This is a genomic window from Pseudomonas sp. ATCC PTA-122608, from assembly GCF_001952855.1.
In the GTDB taxonomy this organism is placed as follows: domain Bacteria; phylum Pseudomonadota; class Gammaproteobacteria; order Pseudomonadales; family Pseudomonadaceae; genus Aquipseudomonas.
This window is the reverse complement of sequence record NZ_LPNO01000052.1, coordinates 117,073-135,308: the sequence shown is the minus strand read 5'-3', so window position 1 is coordinate 135,308 and position 18,236 is coordinate 117,073. Positions and strand designations below refer to the sequence as shown.

At 61.3% G+C, this 18,236-nt stretch carries 14 protein-coding genes; 5 read left to right on the top strand and 9 right to left on the bottom strand.

Annotation, left to right across the window (positions count from 1 at the left end):
* The first annotated feature begins 161 nt into the window (after positions 1 to 161).
* From recJ to AU074_RS28250, 4 genes are all read left to right on the top strand, one after another.
* A complete protein-coding gene (gene recJ / locus AU074_RS28265; RefSeq protein WP_076017504.1) occupies positions 162 to 1,871 on the top strand; it encodes a single-stranded-DNA-specific exonuclease RecJ in 1,710 nt (569 codons plus the stop codon).
* Between the two features lie 151 nt (positions 1,872 to 2,022).
* A complete protein-coding gene (locus AU074_RS28260) occupies positions 2,023 to 3,129 on the top strand; it encodes an NADH:flavin oxidoreductase/NADH oxidase (RefSeq protein ID WP_076017503.1) in 1,107 nt (368 codons plus the stop codon).
* An 81-nt stretch (positions 3,130 to 3,210) separates the two neighbouring features.
* Positions 3,211 to 3,702: an ATP-binding protein gene (locus AU074_RS28255; protein WP_076017502.1), complete on the top strand. Its 492-nt coding sequence runs from the start codon at positions 3,211 to 3,213 to the stop codon at positions 3,700 to 3,702.
* A 201-nt stretch (positions 3,703 to 3,903) separates the two neighbouring features.
* Positions 3,904 to 4,089, top strand: coding sequence for a hypothetical protein (locus AU074_RS28250; RefSeq protein WP_076017733.1), 186 nt, complete (start codon positions 3,904 to 3,906; stop codon positions 4,087 to 4,089).
* A 45-nt stretch (positions 4,090 to 4,134) separates the two neighbouring features.
* Here the strand turns inward: AU074_RS28250 and AU074_RS28245 are convergent, their stop codons facing one another.
* The 9 genes from AU074_RS28245 to AU074_RS28205 all read right to left on the bottom strand — a co-directional run bounded on the left by AU074_RS28245 (position 4,135) and on the right by AU074_RS28205 (position 16,477).
* Positions 4,135 to 5,760 carry a glucan biosynthesis protein D gene (locus tag AU074_RS28245; protein WP_076017501.1) on the bottom strand — a complete coding sequence of 542 codons (1,626 nt, stop codon included), beginning with the start codon at positions 5,758 to 5,760 and terminating at the stop codon, positions 4,135 to 4,137.
* A 361-nt stretch (positions 5,761 to 6,121) separates the two neighbouring features.
* A complete protein-coding gene (locus tag AU074_RS28240) occupies positions 6,122 to 7,984 on the bottom strand; it encodes an FAD/NAD(P)-binding protein (RefSeq protein ID WP_076017500.1) in 1,863 nt (620 codons plus the stop codon).
* A 219-nt stretch (positions 7,985 to 8,203) separates the two neighbouring features.
* Entirely contained in the window at positions 8,204 to 9,628 is a 1,425-nt protein-coding gene (locus AU074_RS28235; protein ID WP_076017499.1) for a gamma-aminobutyraldehyde dehydrogenase, read from the bottom strand.
* A 178-nt stretch (positions 9,629 to 9,806) separates the two neighbouring features.
* The gene (locus AU074_RS28230) at positions 9,807 to 10,616 is read right to left on the bottom strand and encodes an ABC transporter permease (protein WP_003209553.1); all 810 of its coding nucleotides are present in this window, start codon (positions 10,614 to 10,616) and stop codon (positions 9,807 to 9,809) included.
* On the bottom strand, positions 10,606 to 11,535 hold the full coding sequence (locus AU074_RS28225; RefSeq protein WP_076017498.1) for an ABC transporter permease: 930 nt from the start codon (positions 11,533 to 11,535) through the stop codon (positions 10,606 to 10,608). Before AU074_RS28225 ends, AU074_RS28230 begins: the two co-directional genes overlap by 11 nt.
* Before the next feature lies 1 nt (position 11,536).
* Positions 11,537 to 12,571, bottom strand: coding sequence for an ABC transporter ATP-binding protein (locus AU074_RS28220; RefSeq protein WP_076017497.1), 1,035 nt, complete (start codon positions 12,569 to 12,571; stop codon positions 11,537 to 11,539).
* Between the two features lie 179 nt (positions 12,572 to 12,750).
* Positions 12,751 to 13,902, bottom strand: a complete 1,152-nt coding sequence (gene ydcS / locus AU074_RS28215) for a putative ABC transporter substrate-binding protein YdcS (RefSeq protein ID WP_076017496.1) — start codon at positions 13,900 to 13,902, stop codon at positions 12,751 to 12,753.
* A 72-nt stretch (positions 13,903 to 13,974) separates the two neighbouring features.
* Positions 13,975 to 15,432, bottom strand: coding sequence for a gamma-aminobutyraldehyde dehydrogenase (locus AU074_RS28210; RefSeq protein ID WP_172834529.1), 1,458 nt, complete (start codon positions 15,430 to 15,432; stop codon positions 13,975 to 13,977).
* A gap of 133 nt (positions 15,433 to 15,565) precedes the next feature.
* Positions 15,566 to 16,477 carry a LysR family transcriptional regulator gene (locus AU074_RS28205; RefSeq protein WP_003209548.1) on the bottom strand — a complete coding sequence of 304 codons (912 nt, stop codon included), beginning with the start codon at positions 16,475 to 16,477 and terminating at the stop codon, positions 15,566 to 15,568.
* Between the two features lie 168 nt (positions 16,478 to 16,645).
* On the opposite strand from AU074_RS28205, the gene AU074_RS28200 reads away from it, so the two are divergent.
* A complete protein-coding gene (locus AU074_RS28200) occupies positions 16,646 to 17,359 on the top strand; it encodes a tellurite resistance TerB family protein (RefSeq protein WP_076017495.1) in 714 nt (237 codons plus the stop codon).
* The last annotated feature ends 877 nt before the right edge of the window (positions 17,360 to 18,236 follow it).

Sequence of the window (18,236 nt, the reverse complement as noted above, 5' to 3'; positions counted from 1 at the left end):
GTCGAATGTGGGAGCTGTCGAGCTTCAGCGAGGCTGCGATGCAGGCGCTGCGGTCTGACAGGTACACCGAGGTGATCCTGTCGCAGCCTCGCTGGGGCTCGACAGCTCCTACAAGGGATCACCGCTAATTTTCAACATTAAAGAGAAGCTTCCGTCACCCCATGCGTATCGATCCTCGCCCGTTGCCTGCCGTCCTGCCATTCCTCGGTGAATTGCCACCGCTGTTGACCCGTCTCTACGCCGCACGCGGGGTGCAATCGGAAGCCGAGCTGGATAAAAGCCTGGCGCGGCTGATTCCCTATCAGCAGCTCAAGGGCATCGATGCCGCCGTGGACCTGCTGGTGACGGCCCTGGAACAGCGCCAGCGGATCCTGATCGTGGGTGACTTCGACGCTGATGGCGCCACCGCCAGCACCGTGGGCACCCTGGGCCTGCGCTTGTTGGGTGCCGCCCATGTCGACTACCTGGTACCCAACCGTTTTGAGTACGGCTACGGCCTGACCCCGGAAATCGTCGCCGTGGCCTTGCAGCGCGAGCCACAGCTGCTGATCACCGTGGACAACGGCATCTCCAGCGTCGAAGGCGTGGCGGCGGCGAAAGCGGCGGGGCTCAAGGTGTTGGTCACCGACCACCACTTGCCGGGCGACGAACTGCCGGCGGCGGATGCGATCGTCAATCCGAACCAGCCGGGCTGTGAATTCCCCAGCAAGGCGTTGGCCGGAGTGGGCGTGATCTTCTATGTGCTGATGGCCCTGCGCGCGCGTTTGCGTAGCCTTGGCTGGTACGAGAACAAGCCGCAGCCGAACATCGGCGAACTGCTGGACCTGGTAGCCCTGGGCAGCGTGGCCGACGTGGTCCCGCTGGACGCCAACAACCGCATCCTGGTCTATCAAGGCCTGGAACGCATTCGTGCCGGTCGCGCCCGCCCGGGGATCAAGGCGATCCTCGAAGTGGCCAAGCGCGACCACGCGCGCATCACCTCCACCGACCTCGGGTTTATCCTTGGCCCGCGCCTGAACGCCGCCGGTCGCCTGGATGACATGAGCCTGGGCATCGAATGCCTGCTCACCTCGGATTTCGCCGCTGCCCGGGAAATGGCCGCGCAGCTGGACGGCATGAACCAGGACCGCAAATCCATCGAGCAAGGCATGCAGCGTGAGGCCCTGGCCCAGCTCAAGGACTTGCCGGTGGAGTCGATGCCGTATGGCTTGTGCCTGTTCGACCCGGAATGGCACCAGGGCGTGATCGGCATCCTCGCCTCGCGGATGAAAGAGCGCTACTTCCGCCCGACCATCGCCTTTGCCGATGCCGGTGATGGCCTGCTCAAGGGTTCCGGGCGTTCCGTACCAGGCTTTCATATCCGTGACGCGCTGGCCGTGGTGGCCAGCCAGCATCCGACGCTGATCGCCAAGTACGGCGGTCACGCCATGGCGGCAGGTCTTACCTTGCCCGAGGCCAACTTCCCACTGTTCGCCGAGGCCTTTGACGCCGAAGTGCGCCGGCAACTGCGCGAAGAAGACCTGACCGGCCGGCTGTTGTCCGACGGCACCCTGGCGGTTGAAGAGTTTCACCTGGAACTGGCCCGCGCCCTGCGCAATGCCGGGCCGTGGGGCCAGCATTTCCCCGAGCCGTTGTTTCACGGGGTGTTCCAGTTGGTGGAGCAGCGCGTCGTCGGCGAACGCCATCTGAAAGTGGTGCTCAAGAGCGAATGCGGTTCGGTGAAGCTCGATGGCATCGCCTTTGGCATCGACCGCGAGATCTGGCCCAACCCGACCATTCGCTGGGTGGAACTGGCCTACAAGCTCGACGTGAACGAGTTCCGTGGCCAGGAAACCGTGCAACTGATGATTGCCCATATCGAGCCACGCTGAACCCTGTGCAATCCTCTGTTGTCGACTAGTCTCTAAGCACTGTGTGATCGGTCTTGTGACCTTGTCTTATTTCAGCCCGCCGGGGACGGGTTTTTCGTCGACCTTTCAAACAGAACCCTGGAGCCTGCCCACTGCATAAAAGAGGTGCCCCATGAGTCTGCTGCTTGAACCCTATACCCTGCGCCAACTGACCCTGCTCAACCGCATCGCCGTGTCACCGATGTGCCAGTATTCCAGCGTCGATGGCCTGGCCAATGACTGGCACCTGGTACACCTCGGCAGCCGTGCCGTTGGTGGCGCCGGGTTGATCTTTACCGAAGCCACCGCCGTTACCGCCGATGGTCGCATCACCGCCCAGGACTTGGGCCTGTGGAACGACGAACAGATCGAACCCCTGCAACGCATCACGCGCTTCATCAACGCCCAGGGCGCGGTGGCGGGCATTCAACTGGCCCACGCCGGGCGCAAGGCCAGCACGCACCGGCCATGGATCGGCAAGCACGGCAGCGTCAAGCCGGAAGACGGCGGTTGGGTGCCGGTGGGGCCATCGCCGATTGCCTTCGATCCGCAGCACACTTCACCCAAGCAACTGGATGAAGGGCAGATCCAACAAGTGATCGCTGACTTTGTCGCTGCCGCCAAGCGTGCGTTGACCGCCGGTTTCAAAGTGGCGGAAATCCACGCAGCCCATGGCTACCTGCTGCATCAGTTTCTTTCGCCCCTGAGCAACCAGCGTCAGGACCAGTACGGCGGCTCGTTCGAAAACCGCATCCGCCTGGTGCTGCAAGTGACCACGGCGGTGCGTGAAGCCTGGCCGCAAGAGCTGCCGCTGTTTGTGCGAGTGTCGGCCACCGATTGGGTCGAGGACGGCTGGAACCCGGATGAAACCGTCGAACTGGCGCGCCGCCTGAAAGACCTGGGCGTCGACCTGATCGACGTCTCCTCCGGTGGTACTGCGGCCAATGCGGAAATTCCCACAGGCCCTGGTTACCAGACCCGCTTCGCCGAGCGTGTGCGCAAAGAGTCGGGAATTGCCACCGGCACCGTGGGCATGATTACCGAGCCCGCTCAGGCCGAACACATCCTGCGCACCTGCCAGGCTGACGTCATCTTCCTCGCCCGCGAACTGTTGCGTGACCCGTACTGGCCACTGCATGCCGACGATGACCTGGGCGGACGCAAGGCGATCTGGCCAGCGCAATACCAGCGGGCCACACATCGCGACCAGCCGATTCATGAGTCGGATTTGCGGGATTGATCTGCATAGCAATAATGGTAAACATGAAAGCCCGCCCTTGAACCGGCGGGTTTTTTATTAGCTTCAACACCGGAGGAACCCATGTTGCACCTGATCTGCGGCAAAATCGCATCCGGCAAATCGACCCTGACCCAGCAGTTGTCCCAAGCTCCCCAGACGGTATTGATCAGCGAGGATGAGTGGCTGTCACGCCTCTATCCCGGACAGATCCAGGCCCTGGGCGACTACGTGCGCTGCACCGGCCACCTGCGCGATGCGTTGACGGCCCATATCATCTCGCTGCTCAAGGCTGGCGTTTCGGTGGTGCTGGATTTTCCCGCCAACACCCTGGCCAGCCGTCGATGGATGCGGTCTTTGTTCGAAGGCGCGGGCGCCGACCATCAATTGCATTACCTGGACGTGCCGGACGAGGTCTGCAAGGCACGCCTGCGTGCACGCAATGCAGCCGGTACCCACGCGTTCGAAACCAGTGATGCCCAGTTCGATTTGATCACCGGCTATTTCGAAGCGCCCCGCAGAGAAGAGGGCTTCAACATTATTCGCTATGAGCCGTCGGGGAGTGACGTGGGATAACGCTGTAGGCCATTGCCCTATAAGCACTTTTTTAAGTGATTACTCTAAAAAAGTCCCACGCCCGGCAAGATAGTTTCTACGCTTACAGTGAGTCTGATTTCTGGCCCAGGAAGTCAGTCTGTTGGTCCCCGCAGGCATTGCGGGTTGCGGGACAAGGTTATGGGCAACCAGGAGCAGTTGATTGATACGAGGAGACAGTCCATGGCCAAGTCTTACAGTGTTGCAGGTTTTTTGTCGTCTTTTCTGGCCCGCAGGATGTCGCTGCGTGGCCGACGCTTGAGTTCGGACGAGGCTGAATTGCTGGAACAGTACCGCGCCCTGACCGAGAGTGATCAGGTGGCGATGCGGTACTTGATTGGGGCGATGAAGAGTATTTCGCGGTTCTGAAAGCGCCGAAGGGATGTTCCCACGCAAGCGTGGGAACGTTCGGTATCAGATGTACTTACGCTTGTCTGGCGCAGGCGGGAAGTACTGGTACAACCAGGTTTCGCTCAAGGTGCGGTCCTGAGTGCGGATGAACAGCCGCAGTTCAACCGGCTCGACACTGTCGCTGGTCGGGTACCAATCAAACAGGATTCGATAACCCTTGATGGCATCCAGCACCAATACGCTGAAGTCTTTGACCTCGCCATGGGAGCACGTCACCACCGGCTCGATCCCGGTGTCTTCCGGCAACCGATCCAGCCCGCCGCCGTTAAAATCCACAGCGAAACGCCGTGCCCATACTTCAGGGTAATGCTCGCCCGGTGCCCAACCTTCGGTGAAGCCGCCCATGCCCGAACGGGTGGCGTTGACCTGCGCCAGTGGCGTGCTGACCGGCGGCAGGGCGCTCCAGTAGAGCTTGTAGCCGTAGTTCAGGGATTCACCGGCTGCCACGGGTTTCTTCGGGGTCCAGAAGGCCACGATGTTGTCCAGGGTTTCGCCGGTTGTAGGAATTTCCAGCAGGTCGATAGAGCCTTCGCCCCACGAGGTTGTAGGTTCTACCCACAGGCTTGGGCGCTTGCTGTACCAGTCCACGGTGTCCTGATAGCTGGCGAACTCATGGTCGGTCTGCACCAGGCCGAAGCCTTTCGGGTCTTTGTCGGCAAATGCGTTGAATTGCAGGGTGGCCGGGTTGTTCAGCGGGCGGCAGATCCACTCGCCGTTGCCGCGCCACATGGCCAGGCGATCCGAGTCGTGGATTTGCGGGTGGATGGTGTCGCACATCCGCCGCTCAACCGTGCCGCAGCTGAACATGCTGGTCATCGGCGCGATGCCCAGTTGTTCGATGGCGGTGCGCGCATTGATGTGGGCGTCGATGCCCATCACCACCTGGTTGGCCTGGCAGTCGATATCGAAGCGGTAGGCACCGGTGGCGCTCGGCGAATCCAGCAGGGCGTAGACCACGAAGCGGGTGCTGTCCTTGTCCGGGGTTTCGAACCAGAACTTGGTGAAGTCCGGGAATTCCTCGCGCTTCTTCGCGTAGGTATCGATCGCCAGGCCGCGTGCGGAAAGACCGTACTGGCCGGTGGAGTCCACCGCGCGGAAGTAGCTGGCGCCGAGGAACGACAGCACGTCATGGCGGTCCAGTTCCGGGGCCTTGAACAGCTTGAAGCCGGAGAAACCCAGGTCGCCGGTCAGTTGCTTGGTGTCTACCGTGGTTTTTTCATAGTTGAACAGCGAAGGGCGGAAGTGCACCTCGCGGGCCTGGCGGGTTTTCGGGTCGACGCTGTACATGCGCACCGGCGTCTTGAATCCCATGCCGACGTGGAAGAACTGCACGTCCAGTTGGCCGTTCAATTCTTTCCACAGCGAATGCTTGCCGTCGTAGCCGATGGCATTGAAATTTTGCGGGGTCATGGTCGCCAGGGTCGGCGGCAATACCTGCTTGGTGTCCTGATAGCGATTGCCGGCCAGTTGCTTGGCCTGGATCTTCAGCGCCTCGAAATCGAAGGCCTGGGCCTCGCCATCAGCGGCGCGATTGCCCGCCCAGGCTTGGGCGGCCAGCAGGCCACTGGCCGATAGACCGGTGTAAGCCGCAATGGCCATGGACGCTTTGAGCAAATTCCTACGGTGCATAAATACAACCTGTCGTGAACAATCCCGCGCCGTTCCTGGCACGTGCTGGATCAAGGAAAACGGTTCGGACATGCCTTCGGCCAAACGCAACGGACATTAAACAGATGCCAAATAGCTTAAGCGGTTCGGTGCGGAAGGAAAAATGATTGATGGCGGGTTGATGGCAGTGCATGTGAAACAAGACGTTTCTGCGGGAGCCGTGTGGCGAGGGAGCTTGCTCCCGTTGGGTCGCGAAGCGACCCCGGCTCAGGCGATCGAAATCTTTCAGGAATATCTCGATCGCCTGGTTTGGGGCTGCTGCGCAGCCCAGCGGGAGCAAGCTCCCTCGCCACAACAACCTCTTTCTTCAGGAAAGCCGGGATTAGCCCACTTCTCCAACCGCCCGATACGCCTCATCAATCGCCGCATGGGCATACGCACTCCACGCCGCATCCGAGTTGGCGATGCTCACATGCCCCAGCGGCTTACGCGCCAGGTCCTTCAGTTTTTCGCTTTCATCGGCATCGTCAAACAAGCTGTTGGAGAAGGTCGCATAGCCGTGTGACCAACGGTTGACAGTGATCGCCAGAATGTCGGTTTGGTGGTTGAAACCGCCCGGGCCGAGCATGCGTTGCAGTTGATCCCGCAGTTGCATTTCCAGTTGTTCAAATGTCTGGCCATACAACTTGCCCCGGCCGGCGCGGGCCTGGTCGCGGCCGTTCATGCCGCTGTTGGGGCTGGTGGGCACGTAGACCATGTGCAAACCAATCGGCTGTGTCGGGTCGCGTGGGTGCTCGTAGCCGCCCATGCTTACCGGGTAGTCGAGCTTGATCCGGCTGTAAGGCTGGGTAGCCGCATAAATCTCATGCACCCCCAGCTTCTGGAATGACGTCCAGTTGCGCACCACCACTTTGGTGTAGACCAGCGGGTACTTCACGTTCTGGCTCAGGGCCTGGGCTTGTTCCGCTGGCAGGTCCCGCAGCAGGTACGGGATCATCATGTTGTAGCACGCCAGGATGCAGCGTTTGCCGCGTACCTGTGCGAGTTGGCCGCCACGGCTGTAGCCGATATGCACGCCGTCGCCGACGTTACGCACACTGACTGCCGTGCTATTGAGGCGCACCCGTACCGGCGTCTTGGGCTGATCAAGCTTGGCGTAGTCAAACGGCGCCAGCACGATGTCATCCATGGTGTGCCCGGGCGCCACGGCCGGAATCAGGCTACGCACCAGCAACCGAGCGAGGGACGCGTTGCCATCGGGGAAGTGGTAGATGTAGGGCTCTTCCATTTCTGCGGCAGCTTCTTCGCTGATAGGCGCGAGGTTCATGCCGCCAAAGCCCGGGAAACCCACGCTGTAGGCATCGGCCGAAGCCACGGCATCAATGCTCAGAGCCATGAAGTCGTTGGTGCGACTCTGGAAGTACTTCACCGCGCCTTCCGACAAGCCTACGTCCTTGAGCAGAAAATCGCGGTAGCTGGTGGCCGCCAGATAGTCGGCCTTTTCTTCAGCGGACTTGCCCGGCAGGTAATCCTTGGGCGCGACGTGCAGGGCGATCAGCGCCTGACGGTCGGCCTCCGGCAATGGGAAATCATTGATGAAGTCGCTGATGGAGCGCGCATGCAATTGGTCCGGGGCGATATCGTCGGCCACCATCGGCGTCGGGTCGCCGGTGACCAGTTTGTCTTCGCCGAAGTTTTCCTTGTCGAAGAACACCCCGCGGGATAACCCCAGGCCCGGGTAGAACTGGCGGTCGAAGGCGGTCTCGAAACGCTTGATGTTCACCCCGAGTTTCTTCAACAGCCCGTTTACTTCCTTGCTGTAGAGATGGTTTGGCGACTGGAACGCTTCGCTACCGCCGTAACCGATGATCAGCCGGCCACCGGCCTGGAATTCATTGCGCTTGGCATGCCCGCCGAAGTCGTCGTGGTTCTCCAGGATCAGGATCTTCGCCTTTGGATGCTTCTCACGGTAGAACCACGCCGCCGACAAACCGCTCAAGCCACCGCCGACCACCACCAGGTCGTAGTCTTCGGTGATCGGCAATTTATCGGTGTCGAACACCTTCTTTTCCCAGCCCATCTGGTGGGCGATTTCGAACGAACCCACATGGCTGCCACGCAAGCCGGTGAGGCCAGGTGGGTAGTAGCGGCCATCGGGAGCGGCCTGGAGGATTTGCAGCGGGGTCATGCCGGCGGCAATCGTGATGGCGACGCCGTTGAGGAAGTCGCGGCGGGTGATGTCCATGGGTACCTACGAATTATTTATTGTTATTAGGAGACCCCCTGTGGGAGCGGGCTCACTGTGGCGAGGGAGCTTGCTCCCGCTGGGCTGCGTAGCGGCCCCAAAAATCCTGGGGCTCCCGCTGGGCTGCGTAGCGGCCCCAAAAATCCTGGGAGCGCTTCGCACTCCAGCGGGAGCAAGCTCCCTCGCCACAGTGAGCCCGCTCCACAGGGGTAAAGGGTGTCAGTGCTTGAACATCACATGGCGAACGGTGGTGTAGTCCTCCAGGCCGTACATGGACATGTCCTTGCCATAGCCGGACAGTTTCTGACCGCCATGAGGCATTTCGCTGACCAGCATGAAGTGGGTGTTCACCCAGGTGCAGCCGTACTGCAAGCGCGCAGCCAGGCGGTGGGCGCGGCCGACGTCGGCGGTCCAGACCGACGACGCCAGGCCGTAGTCCGAGTCATTGGCCCAGCCCAATACCTGGGCCTCGTCGTTGAATTTGGTCACCGACACCACCGGCCCGAACACTTCGCGGCGCACGATCTCATCGTCCTGCTGCGCGTCGGCCAACACGGTCGGCTCAAAGAAGAACCCGTTGCCTTCCACCGCCTTGCCTCCGGTCACCAGGCGGATATGGGATTGCGCCACGGCACGCTCCACAAACCCGGTCACACGGTCGCGATGCTGCGCGGTGATCAGCGGGCCCAGTTCGGTCTCCGGATCATCCTGCAAACCGTATTTGATGCTGGCCACTGCCGCGCCGAGCTTCTCGACAAACGCATCGTAGATATCGGCCTGTGCATAAATCCGGCACGCAGCGGTGCAATCCTGGCCAGCGTTGTAGAAACCGAAGGTACGGATGCCTTCCACGGCCGCGTCGATATCGGCGTCGTTGAAGATGATCACCGGCGCCTTGCCGCCCAGTTCCATGTGCATGCGTTTGACGCTGTCGGCGGTGCTGGAAATGATATTGGCACCGGTGGCAATCGAACCGGTCAGCGACACCATGCGCACTTTCGGATGATTCACCAGCGGGCTGCCAACGGTTGGCCCACGACCAAACACCAGGTTGAGCACACCGGCCGGGAAAATTTCAGCGGCCAGTTCCACCAGGCGCAACGCGGTCAGCGGGGTTTGTTCCGACGGCTTGAGCACCACGGTATTACCGGCGGCCAGCGCCGGAGCGATTTTCCAGGCGACCATCATCAGCGGGTAGTTCCACGGCGCGATGGAGGCAATGACGCCCACCGGGTCGCGGCGGATCATCGAGGTGTGGCCCGGCAGGTATTCGCCGCCGGCCGAACCGCTCATGCAGCGGCTGGCGCCGGCGAAGAAACGGAACACATCGGCCACTGCCGGGATCTCGTCGTTCAGCGCGGCGCTGTAGGGTTTGCCGCAGTTGTCCGACTCCAGCTTGGCCAGTTCTACGCCGTGGGCTTCGATGGCGTCGGCGAGTTTCAGCAGCAGCAGCGAGCGGTCTTTCGGCGGAGTTTGCGACCAGCCTTCAAAGGCGCTGTCGGCGGCGCGCACGGCGGCGTCGACCTGGGCTTCGCTGGCTTCCTTGATCTCCACCAGCACCCGGCCCAGCGCCGGGTTGAACACCGGCTGCGCCGGGCCTTCACCTTCGACCAGATGGCCGTTGATCAGCAGTTTGGTTTGCATGGTTCAGTCCTCTTAAAGCTGCATCGTTTCCCCTGCCGAAACCGGTTCAAGTGTGGGAGCGGGCTTGCTCGCGAATGCGGTCTTTCAGTTGATACATCACGTGACTGATACACCGCTTTCGCGAGCAAGCCCGCTCCCACATTTGAATCTCATTCCTTCAGTGGCAATGTGTTGTCAGTTATTTACCGCCACTACCGGCCACGCTTTCGCCGCCGCGGGTCAGGTAATAGGCACCCAGAATCGGGAACATCGTCACGATCATCACCAGCATCGCCACCACGTTGGTCACCGGCACATCCCGTGGCCGGCTCAACTGGTTGAGCAGCCACAGCGGCAAGGTGCGCTCGTGGCCGGCGGTGAAGGTGGTGACGATGATTTCGTCGAACGACAGCGCAAACGCCAGCATGCCGCCTGCCAGCAACGCCGAGCCGAGGTTGGGCATGATGATGTAGCGGAAGGTCTGCCAGCCGTCGGCACCGAGGTCCATCGAGGCTTCGATCAGGCTGTGGGAAGTGCGGCGCAAGCGCGCGATCACGTTGTTGTAGACGATCACCACGCAGAAGGTGGCGTGGCCGACGATGATGGTGAACATCCCCGGTTCAATCCCCAGGGTCTTGAAGGTCGCCAGCAACGCGATACCGGTGATGATCCCCGGCAGTGCAATCGGCAGGATCAGCATCAGCGAGATGCCTTGCTTGCCGAAGAACTCCCGGCGATACAACGCCGCCGACGCCAGGGTGCCGAGCACCATCGCAATCAGCGTGGCGATGGCGGCGATTTGCAGCGACAGCTTGATGGCTTCCAGCACGTCCGGCCGCGAGAAGGCCACGCTGAACCACTTCAGGGTGAAGCCCTGGGGTGGAAAGCTGAAGGCTGCCTCTTCGGTGTTGAAGGCGTAGAGGAAGATGATCAGGATCGGGAAGTGCAGGAAAACCAACCCACCCCAAGCCGCGATTTTTAAACTGAGTGAGGCTTTTTCAGAGTGCATCGAAGGCCCCCAGACGTTTGACGATGGACAGGTAAACCGCGATCAGCACGATCGGCACCAAGGTGAATGCAGCGGCCATGGGCATGTTGCCGATAGCGCCTTGCTGGGCGTAGACCATGCCGCCGACGAAGTAACCCGGTGGGCCCACCAGTTGCGGCACGATGAAGTCGCCCAGGGTCAGCGAGAAGGTGAAGATCGAACCCGCCGCAATCCCCGGCACCGACAGCGGCAAAATCACTTGCATGAAGGTCTGGCGCGGCTTGGCGCCGAGGTCGGCCGAGGCTTGCAGCAACGACGGCGGCAGGCGTTCAAGCGAGGCCTGGATCGGCAGAATCATGAACGGCAACCAGATGTACACAAACACCATGAACCGCCCCAGGTGCGAGGTGCTCAAGGTGCTGCCGCCCACGCCGGGAATGCCCATGATGAATTGCAGCGCCGGCTCCAGGCCCAGGTGCTGCACGAACCACTGCGCCACGCCGCCCTTGGCCAGCAGCAGGGTCCAGGCGTAGGCCTTGACGATGTAGCTGGCCCACATCGGCATCATCACCGCGATGTAGAAAAACGCCTTGGTCTTGCCCGTGGTGTAGCGCGCCATGTAATAGGCGATGGGGAAGGCCACCACGGCACTGGCGATCGACACCACAATCGCCATGCTCAAGGTGCGCACGATGATGTCGAAGTTCGATGGCTGGAACAGGGCGGCGAAGTTGGCCAGGGTCAGGTCCGGCGTGACCGCCATGGTGAAGTCATCAAACGTATAGAAGCCTTGCCACAGCAAGGTCAGCAGCGAACCCAGGTAGATCGCACCGAACCAGATCAGCGGCGGCACCAGCAGCAACGACAGGTACAGGTTGGGCTTCTTGTACAGCAGGTTGGAAAACCTGCGCATCGGGGGTTGGGACAGGGCCAGGCTCATGTCACACCTCGCCTGCGATGTCGGTCAACGGCGTCATGGCTTCCCGCGCCCAGCGCGCGGTGATGGACTGGCCGATCTGATGCCCGGCGGTGGTGTCCAGCCATTGATTGTTGGCCTGGCTGATGTTCAGGGCCTGGCCGTTTTCCAGTTTCAGTTCGTAGCGGGTGGCGCTGCCCTGGTACTGGATATCGTGCAGCAGGCCGCTGACTTCTATTTCGCCACTGCCCAGCGGGCCTTCGGCGAAACGCACGTGTTCCGGGCGGATCGAGAACGGCTGCGGGTTGCCGCTCAAGCGTTGCGCCAGCTCGCCGCGAATCACGTTGGAGGTGCCGACAAACTCTGCGACGAAGGTGGTGGCGGGCTTCATGTACAGGTTGCGCGGGGTGTCGACCTGTTCGATACGGCCTTTGTTGAACACCGCCACGCGGTCGGACATTGACAGCGCTTCGGTCTGGTCGTGGGTGACGAAGATGAAAGTGATGCCGAGCTGGCGCTGCAACTTCTTCAGTTCGCTTTGCATCTGCTCGCGCAGCTTCAGGTCCAGAGCGCCCAAGGGCTCATCGAGCAGCAGCACACGAGGACGATTGACCAGCGCACGGGCCAAGGCCACCCGTTGACGCTGGCCGCCAGAGAGTTGCACCGGCTTGCGGTCGCCGTAGCCGCCGAGGGCAACCATGCCCAGGGCTTCTTCGGCACGGTCAAGGCGTTCGGTCTTGCCCACGCCTTTGACTTTCAGGCCGTAGGCCACGTTGTCCCGCACGTTCATGTGGGGGAACAGCGCGTAATCCTGGAACACGGTGTTCACGTCGCGTTGATAGGGCGGCAAACCGGCGGCTTCTTCACCGTGAATGCGGATGGAGCCGGCACTCGGCTGCTCGAAACCGGCGATCAGGCGCAGGCACGTGGTTTTGCCCGAGCCGGAAGGGCCGAGCATGGAAAAGAACTCGCCGTCCTGGATATCGATGGAAACCCGGTCAACGGCTTTCACTTCGCCGAACTGACGGGAAACGTGGGTGAATTGGACTGCAAGCGTCATGGTGCGGTGCTCCAAAAAGGCGCGTCTTGTGAAAATTAAATCGGAGGTAGAGGTGATCGTTCCCACGCTCAGCGTGGGAACGCCTCCTGTGACGCTCTGCGTCACGACGTTAAAAGCGGACGCGGAGCGTCCAGGGCTGCATTCCCACGCGGAGCGTGGGAACGATCAACTAGGGCGGGCTAGCGGCCGCCCATGATCGCGATGTAATCCTGGGTCCAGCGGCTATACGGCACGAACTTGCCGCCTTCAGCCTGCGGGGTTTTCCAGAAGGCGATCTTCTCGAACTGGTCGAAACCGTTGGTCTTGCAACCCTCTGCGCCGAGCAATTCGCTCTCCTTGCACGCAGCGGGAACCGCCGGCAACGAACCGAACCACGAGGCCACGTCACCCTGGACCTTCGGCTGCAGAGACCAATCCATCCACTTATAGGCACAGTTCGGGTGCTTGGCTTCGGCGTGCAACATGGTGGTGTCCGCCCAGCCGGTAGCGCCTTCCTTCGGAATGGTCGAGGCAATCGGCTGTTTCTCGTTGACCAGGCCGTTGACCTGGTACGGCCACGCGCTGGACGCCACCACACCTTCGTTCTTGAAGTCACTCATTTGTACGGTGGTGTCGTGCCAGTAGCGGTGGATCAACGGTTGCTGGGCGCGCAACAGGTCGAGCACGGCCTTGTACTGGGTTTCGGTCAGTTCGTACGGGCTCTGGATGCCCAGTTCCGGCTTGGTAGCCTTGAGGTACAAAGCCGCATCGGCGATGTAGATCGGGCCGTCATAGGCCTGCACACGGCCTTTGTTTGGCTTGCCGTCCGGCAGGTTCTGCGCTTCAAACACCACGTTCCAGCTGGTGGGCGCGGTCTTGAACACGTTGGTGTTGTACATCAACACGTTCGGGCCCCATTGGTACGGCGTGCCGTACGTTTGCTGGCCGACGACATACCACGGCGCATCTTTGAGGCGCGGGTCGATGTTCTTCCAGTTGGGAATTAGCGAGGTGTTGATCGGCTGCACGCGCTTGCCGCCGATCAGGCGCAGCGAGGCATCGCCCGACGCGGTGACCAGGTCGTAGCCGCCCTTGGCCATCAAGCTCACCATCTCGTCAGAGGTGGCGGCGGTCTTGACGTTGACCTTGCAGCCGGTCTCTTTTTCGAAACCGGTGACCCAGTCGTAGTTCTTGTCGCTTTCGCCACGTTCGATATAGCCGGGCCAGGCGACGATATCCAACTGGCCTTCGCCGGCGCCGACCGCCTTGAGCGGTTCGGCGGCCTGGATACTGACACTGGCCAGCAGCGCGGTGGTCAGGGCACTGAGCAGTGCGGTCTTGTGCGCAGACATGGGGGTTCCCTCTTCTTTAATTATGGTCGGGGCAGTTTTTGCAGCAGGTGATGCGAGAGCGTAGTTGTTGTTTTAAAGATGCTGGCCGTGGCGCGCCATGATGTGCCGCACCACGCTGTAGTCCTGAAGCGAATCACTGGACAGATCTTTCCCATACCCCGAACGCTTCAAGCCGCCGTGGGGCATTTCGCTGACCAGCATGAAATGGCTGTTGATCCAGGTGCAGCCGTATTGCAGGCGCGACGCCACCTGCATGGCCTTGTCCAGGTTCTGGGTCCAGACGGAGGAGGCCAGGCCGTATTCCGAGTCGTTGGCCCAGTCCACGGCCTGCTCCAGCTCGTCGAAGCGGGTCACGGTGACCACCGGTCCGAACACTTCGCGCTGCACGATTTCATCATTCTGTTTGCAACCGGCCAGCAAGGTTGGCTGGTAGAAGAAGCCGGCGCCGGAATGCACGGCGGCGCCGGTGATGCGTTCGATATGTGGCTGGCCGAGGGCGCGTTCGACAAAACTGGCCACCCGGTCGCGCTGGCGCGTGCTGATCAGCGGGCCGAGTTCGTTGTCGGCATCGCGCTTTCCGGCAAACCGCAGACTGCTGACGGCGGCGCCGAGGTCGGCCACCAACTTGTCGTGAATGCCCGCCTGGGCGTAGATGCGGCACGCGGCGGTGCAGTCCTGGCCGGCGTTGTAATACCCGTAGGCGCGCACGCCTTCGACCACGGCTTGCAGGTCGGCGTCGTTACACACGATCACTGGAGCCTTGCCGCCCAGTTCCAAGTGGGTGCGCTTGAGGGTCTTGGAGGCGGCCTGGAGGATTTTTTGCCCGGTGACGATATCGCCGGTCAACGACACCATGCGCACCTTCGGGTGGCTGACCAAATGGCTGCCGACGCCTTCGCCGCCGCCACACAGGATGTTGATCACCCCGCGCGGCAACAGCTGGCTCAGCACGGGCGCCAGGGCCAGGATCGACAGTGGCGTATGTTCCGAGGGCTTGAACACCAGGGTATTGCCGGCGGCCAGGGCCGGGGCGATCTTCCAGGCGGCCATCATCAGCGGGTAATTCCAGGGCGCAATCGAGGCGACCACGCCAATCGGGTCGCGGCGCACCATGCTGGTGTAGCCCGGCAGGTATTCACCGCTGAGCTGCCCGGTCTGGCAGCGCACGGCACCGGCAAAGAAGCGGAACACATCGACAGTGGCACTCAAATCGTCCTGGCGCGCCAGGTGCAACGGTTTGCCGCAGTTCAGCGATTCCAGGCGGGCGAGGTAGTCGGCTTGTTTTTCGATGGCATCGGCGATGCCCAGGAGAATGTTCGAGCGCTGTTGGGGCGTGGTCCGTGACCAACCGGCAAAGGCGCGGTGGGCGGCGAGAATCGCGGCTTCGACCTGTTCGGTGCTGGCCTCGGCGATATGGGTGAGGATTTCACCGGTGGCCGGGTTGATGATCGGCTCGACAAAACCTTCGCCTGCGACCAGTTCGCCGTCGATCAGCAACGCAGTGAGCAGCGGTGTGGGCGCGCCAGACATTTTTCGCGATCTCTTTTCTTGTGTGGTCATGGCTGTTCTCTTACGAGGCGCCTGACCTTCTCTTATGGGATGAGCAGAGACTAGAGGTCAGGCGCGAGGTCAACAAATACTAAATACTGAAAGCAGCATTCGATTAAATAGATGGCTTGCGTGGGTGGGGCTGTTCACGGGCTACCGTCAGGAACGGGTCCACCAACGCCGGGCGCGCCGTGCCCCGGCGCCAGGCCAGGCCCACGTCGAGGGTTTGGCTGAGGTCGGCAATCGGCCGGGCTTCGATAATGTCGCCTTCCAGGGACCAGGGGCGGTAGGTCATGTCCGGCTGGATCGACACGCCGAGGCCGGCGGCCACCAGGCTTCGTACGGCTTCCGTCGAGGCGGTGCGCAAGGTGACGCGGGGTTGCAGCCCGGCGCCGGTCCACATGCGTTGGGCGTTGTGGCCCATTTCATCGACGTTCAGTTGAATCAGCGGTTCGCGGGCAACGTCGGCGAGGTTGATGCTGTCGTGTTCCAGCAGCGGGTGCTGGGCGGGCAGCCATAAACGGTGGGGCGAGTGGGTGAGCACTTCGGTTTGCAGGGCGTGGCGGTCTTCGAGGTTGGAGAGGATCAGCACGCCAACGTCGATTTCACCGCTGACCAGCAAGTGTTCGATATAGGGGCGTTCGTCTTCCATTACGCGGATTTCGACATTGGGGTAGGCGCGCTGGAAACGCGTGAGCAAATCCGCCAGGTAGTAGCCGGCGACCAGGCTGGTCACGCCGATGATCAATTGCCCGGCGACCTGATCGGTGCTCTGTTGCAGGCTGCGCTTGGCGTTGTCGACGGTGGCAAGGATCAGGTGCGCCTGGCGCAGGAACTGGTGGCCCTGGTGGGTCAGGGTCATGCCCTTGGCGTGGCGGTTGAACAGGTTGACGCCGATTTCCTGTTCCAGTTGCTGGATCGCCAGGGTCAGGGTGGACTGGGAGATGAAGGCGGTCTGGGCGGCGGCGGAGATCGAGCCGGTCTCGGCCACGGCGATAAAGTGACGGATCTGACGCAAGGTCATCATGCTGGAATTACCAGTGGGGTGTTTTTATAGATTTGTTCGAGTGTATATCGTTTTAATTGAGGGGTAAGCGCGTTACATCTGGAAGCACTCTAGATCGGGGGTTTTTGGCACTTAGTTTTACGCTGGGAGCCTATTGGTCCTGTGAACCCTAGTTTCTGGAGGCTGTGAATGAATACCCGTGGATTGCTCGATCAACTGCTCAAATCCGGGCAGGACATGTTGCAGAACAAGGCTGGCGGGCAGCGCAAGTCAGATGACAAAGGTGCCCTTGGCGGCCTGCTGGGCGGCGGCGGGTTGGGTAGCTTGCTCGGCGGTGCCGGTGGTGGGGCCCTCGCGGCTGGTGCCATGGGCCTGTTGATGGGCAACAAGAAAGCCCGCAAGTTTGGCGGTAAGGCGCTGACCTACGGTGGGTTGGCGGCGCTGGGGGTGATTGCCTACAAGGCGTATGGCAACTGGCAGGCGCAGCAGGCCAATGCGCCTCAGGGCGAGCCGCAGACCATCGACCGCCTGCCGCCGGCGCAAGTCGAGCAGCATAGCCAGGGGATTTTGAAGGCGTTGGTGGCGGCGGCCAAGGCTGACGGGCATGTGGATGAGCGGGAGCGGGCGTTGATCGAAGGGGAGTTTTTGAAGCTGGACAGTGATCGTGAGTTGCAGCAGTGGTTACATGCTGAGCTGAACAAGCCTCTTGATCCGGCAGATGTGGCTAGGGCTGCCAGCACTCCGGAGTTGGCTGCCGAGATGTATATCGCCAGTGTGATGTTGGTGGATGAGGAGAACTTCATGGAGAAGTCGTATCTCGATGAGTTGGCGCGGCAGCTTAAGTTGGAGCCTGGGTTGAAGGCTGAACTGGAGAAGCAGGTGCGGCAGGCTGTGGTGGTTTGATTGGGTACATATCCGTTATTTAGGTAACGGCTACTTATGGTTCCGCTCTTACAGCGGGTCACTTTTGAAAAGCGCAAAAGTAACCAAAACGCTCTGCCCCGCCTGTCGGCACCTCGCCTAGGCTCGGTGTTCCCTCACTCCGGCATTACTCCGCGGGCCGCCGCGACGGGCCATCCATGGCCCGGCGCGGCTAAACCGGCGTCCTGCCGGTTTACCCGCTCCGCAATACCTGCGTTCGGCCTCGGGCTGAATGGGGCAGTCAGATCAAAATCAAAAGCAAGAGCACAGCGGCCTACCGGCCGGCTTGAGTGTTAGAAGCAGAGGCAAGATCCAGAGCGAAAGCAGAGCTGCTTTTCTGTAGGAGCGAGCTTGCTCGCGAAAAACCTGAGAACGCCGCGTTGAACCAGGATGCCATCGTCATCGTTAACGACCTTCGCGAGCAAGCCCGCTCCCACATTTGGACCGTGCCCGCTTTAGCTTCTGATTTTGCTGTTGCTGTTGCTGTTGCTTCACCACACTCAAGCCGGCCTGTAGGCCGCTGTGCTCTTGATCTGCTTTTGATCTTGATCTTAGGCGCCCCGTTAAACCACGCTGGCCGAACGCAGGCTTTGGAGCGTGGGTAACCCGGCAGGACGCCGGGTTAGCCGCGCTGGGCCAAGGATGGCCCATCGCGGCCGCCCACGGTCCAAAGCCGGAGTGAGGGCACACCGAGCATTAGCGAGGTGCCGAGTGGTGGGGCAAGAGCCCTTTTGGTTACTTTTGGGGCTCTTTTCCAAAAGTGACCCGCCGTAAGGGCGGAACCCTAAGCCGCCGTTACCGCAGCAACGGATATGCCCCCCCCAAAAACTACCCCCCCGTGTGACCCAGATCCCACAAC

Bases quoted from the DNA above. Each gene is read 5' to 3' on its own strand.
- AU074_RS28240 (WP_076017500.1), bottom strand. From the start codon at position 7,984: ATGGACATCACCCGCCGCGACTTCCTCAACGGCGTCGCCATCACGATT.
- ydcS (WP_076017496.1), bottom strand. From the start codon at position 13,902: ATGTCTGCGCACAAGACCGCACTGCTCAGTGCCCTGACCACCGCGCTG.
- AU074_RS28235 (WP_076017499.1), bottom strand. From the start codon at position 9,628: ATGCAAACCAAACTGCTGATCAACGGCCATCTGGTCGAAGGTGAAGGC.
- AU074_RS28230 (WP_003209553.1), bottom strand. From the start codon at position 10,616: ATGCACTCTGAAAAAGCCTCACTCAGTTTAAAAATCGCGGCTTGGGGT.
- AU074_RS28225 (WP_076017498.1), bottom strand. From the start codon at position 11,535: ATGAGCCTGGCCCTGTCCCAACCCCCGATGCGCAGGTTTTCCAACCTG.
- recJ (WP_076017504.1), top strand. From the start codon at position 162: ATGCGTATCGATCCTCGCCCGTTGCCTGCCGTCCTGCCATTCCTCGGT.
- AU074_RS28220 (WP_076017497.1), bottom strand. From the start codon at position 12,571: ATGACGCTTGCAGTCCAATTCACCCACGTTTCCCGTCAGTTCGGCGAA.
- AU074_RS28210 (WP_172834529.1), bottom strand. From the start codon at position 15,432: ATGTCTGGCGCGCCCACACCGCTGCTCACTGCGTTGCTGATCGACGGC.
- AU074_RS28245 (WP_076017501.1), bottom strand. From the start codon at position 5,760: ATGCACCGTAGGAATTTGCTCAAAGCGTCCATGGCCATTGCGGCTTAC.
- AU074_RS28260 (WP_076017503.1), top strand. From the start codon at position 2,023: ATGAGTCTGCTGCTTGAACCCTATACCCTGCGCCAACTGACCCTGCTC.
- AU074_RS28250 (WP_076017733.1), top strand. From the start codon at position 3,904: ATGGCCAAGTCTTACAGTGTTGCAGGTTTTTTGTCGTCTTTTCTGGCC.
- AU074_RS28255 (WP_076017502.1), top strand. From the start codon at position 3,211: ATGTTGCACCTGATCTGCGGCAAAATCGCATCCGGCAAATCGACCCTG.
- AU074_RS28205 (WP_003209548.1), bottom strand. From the start codon at position 16,477: ATGATGACCTTGCGTCAGATCCGTCACTTTATCGCCGTGGCCGAGACC.
- AU074_RS28200 (WP_076017495.1), top strand. From the start codon at position 16,646: ATGAATACCCGTGGATTGCTCGATCAACTGCTCAAATCCGGGCAGGAC.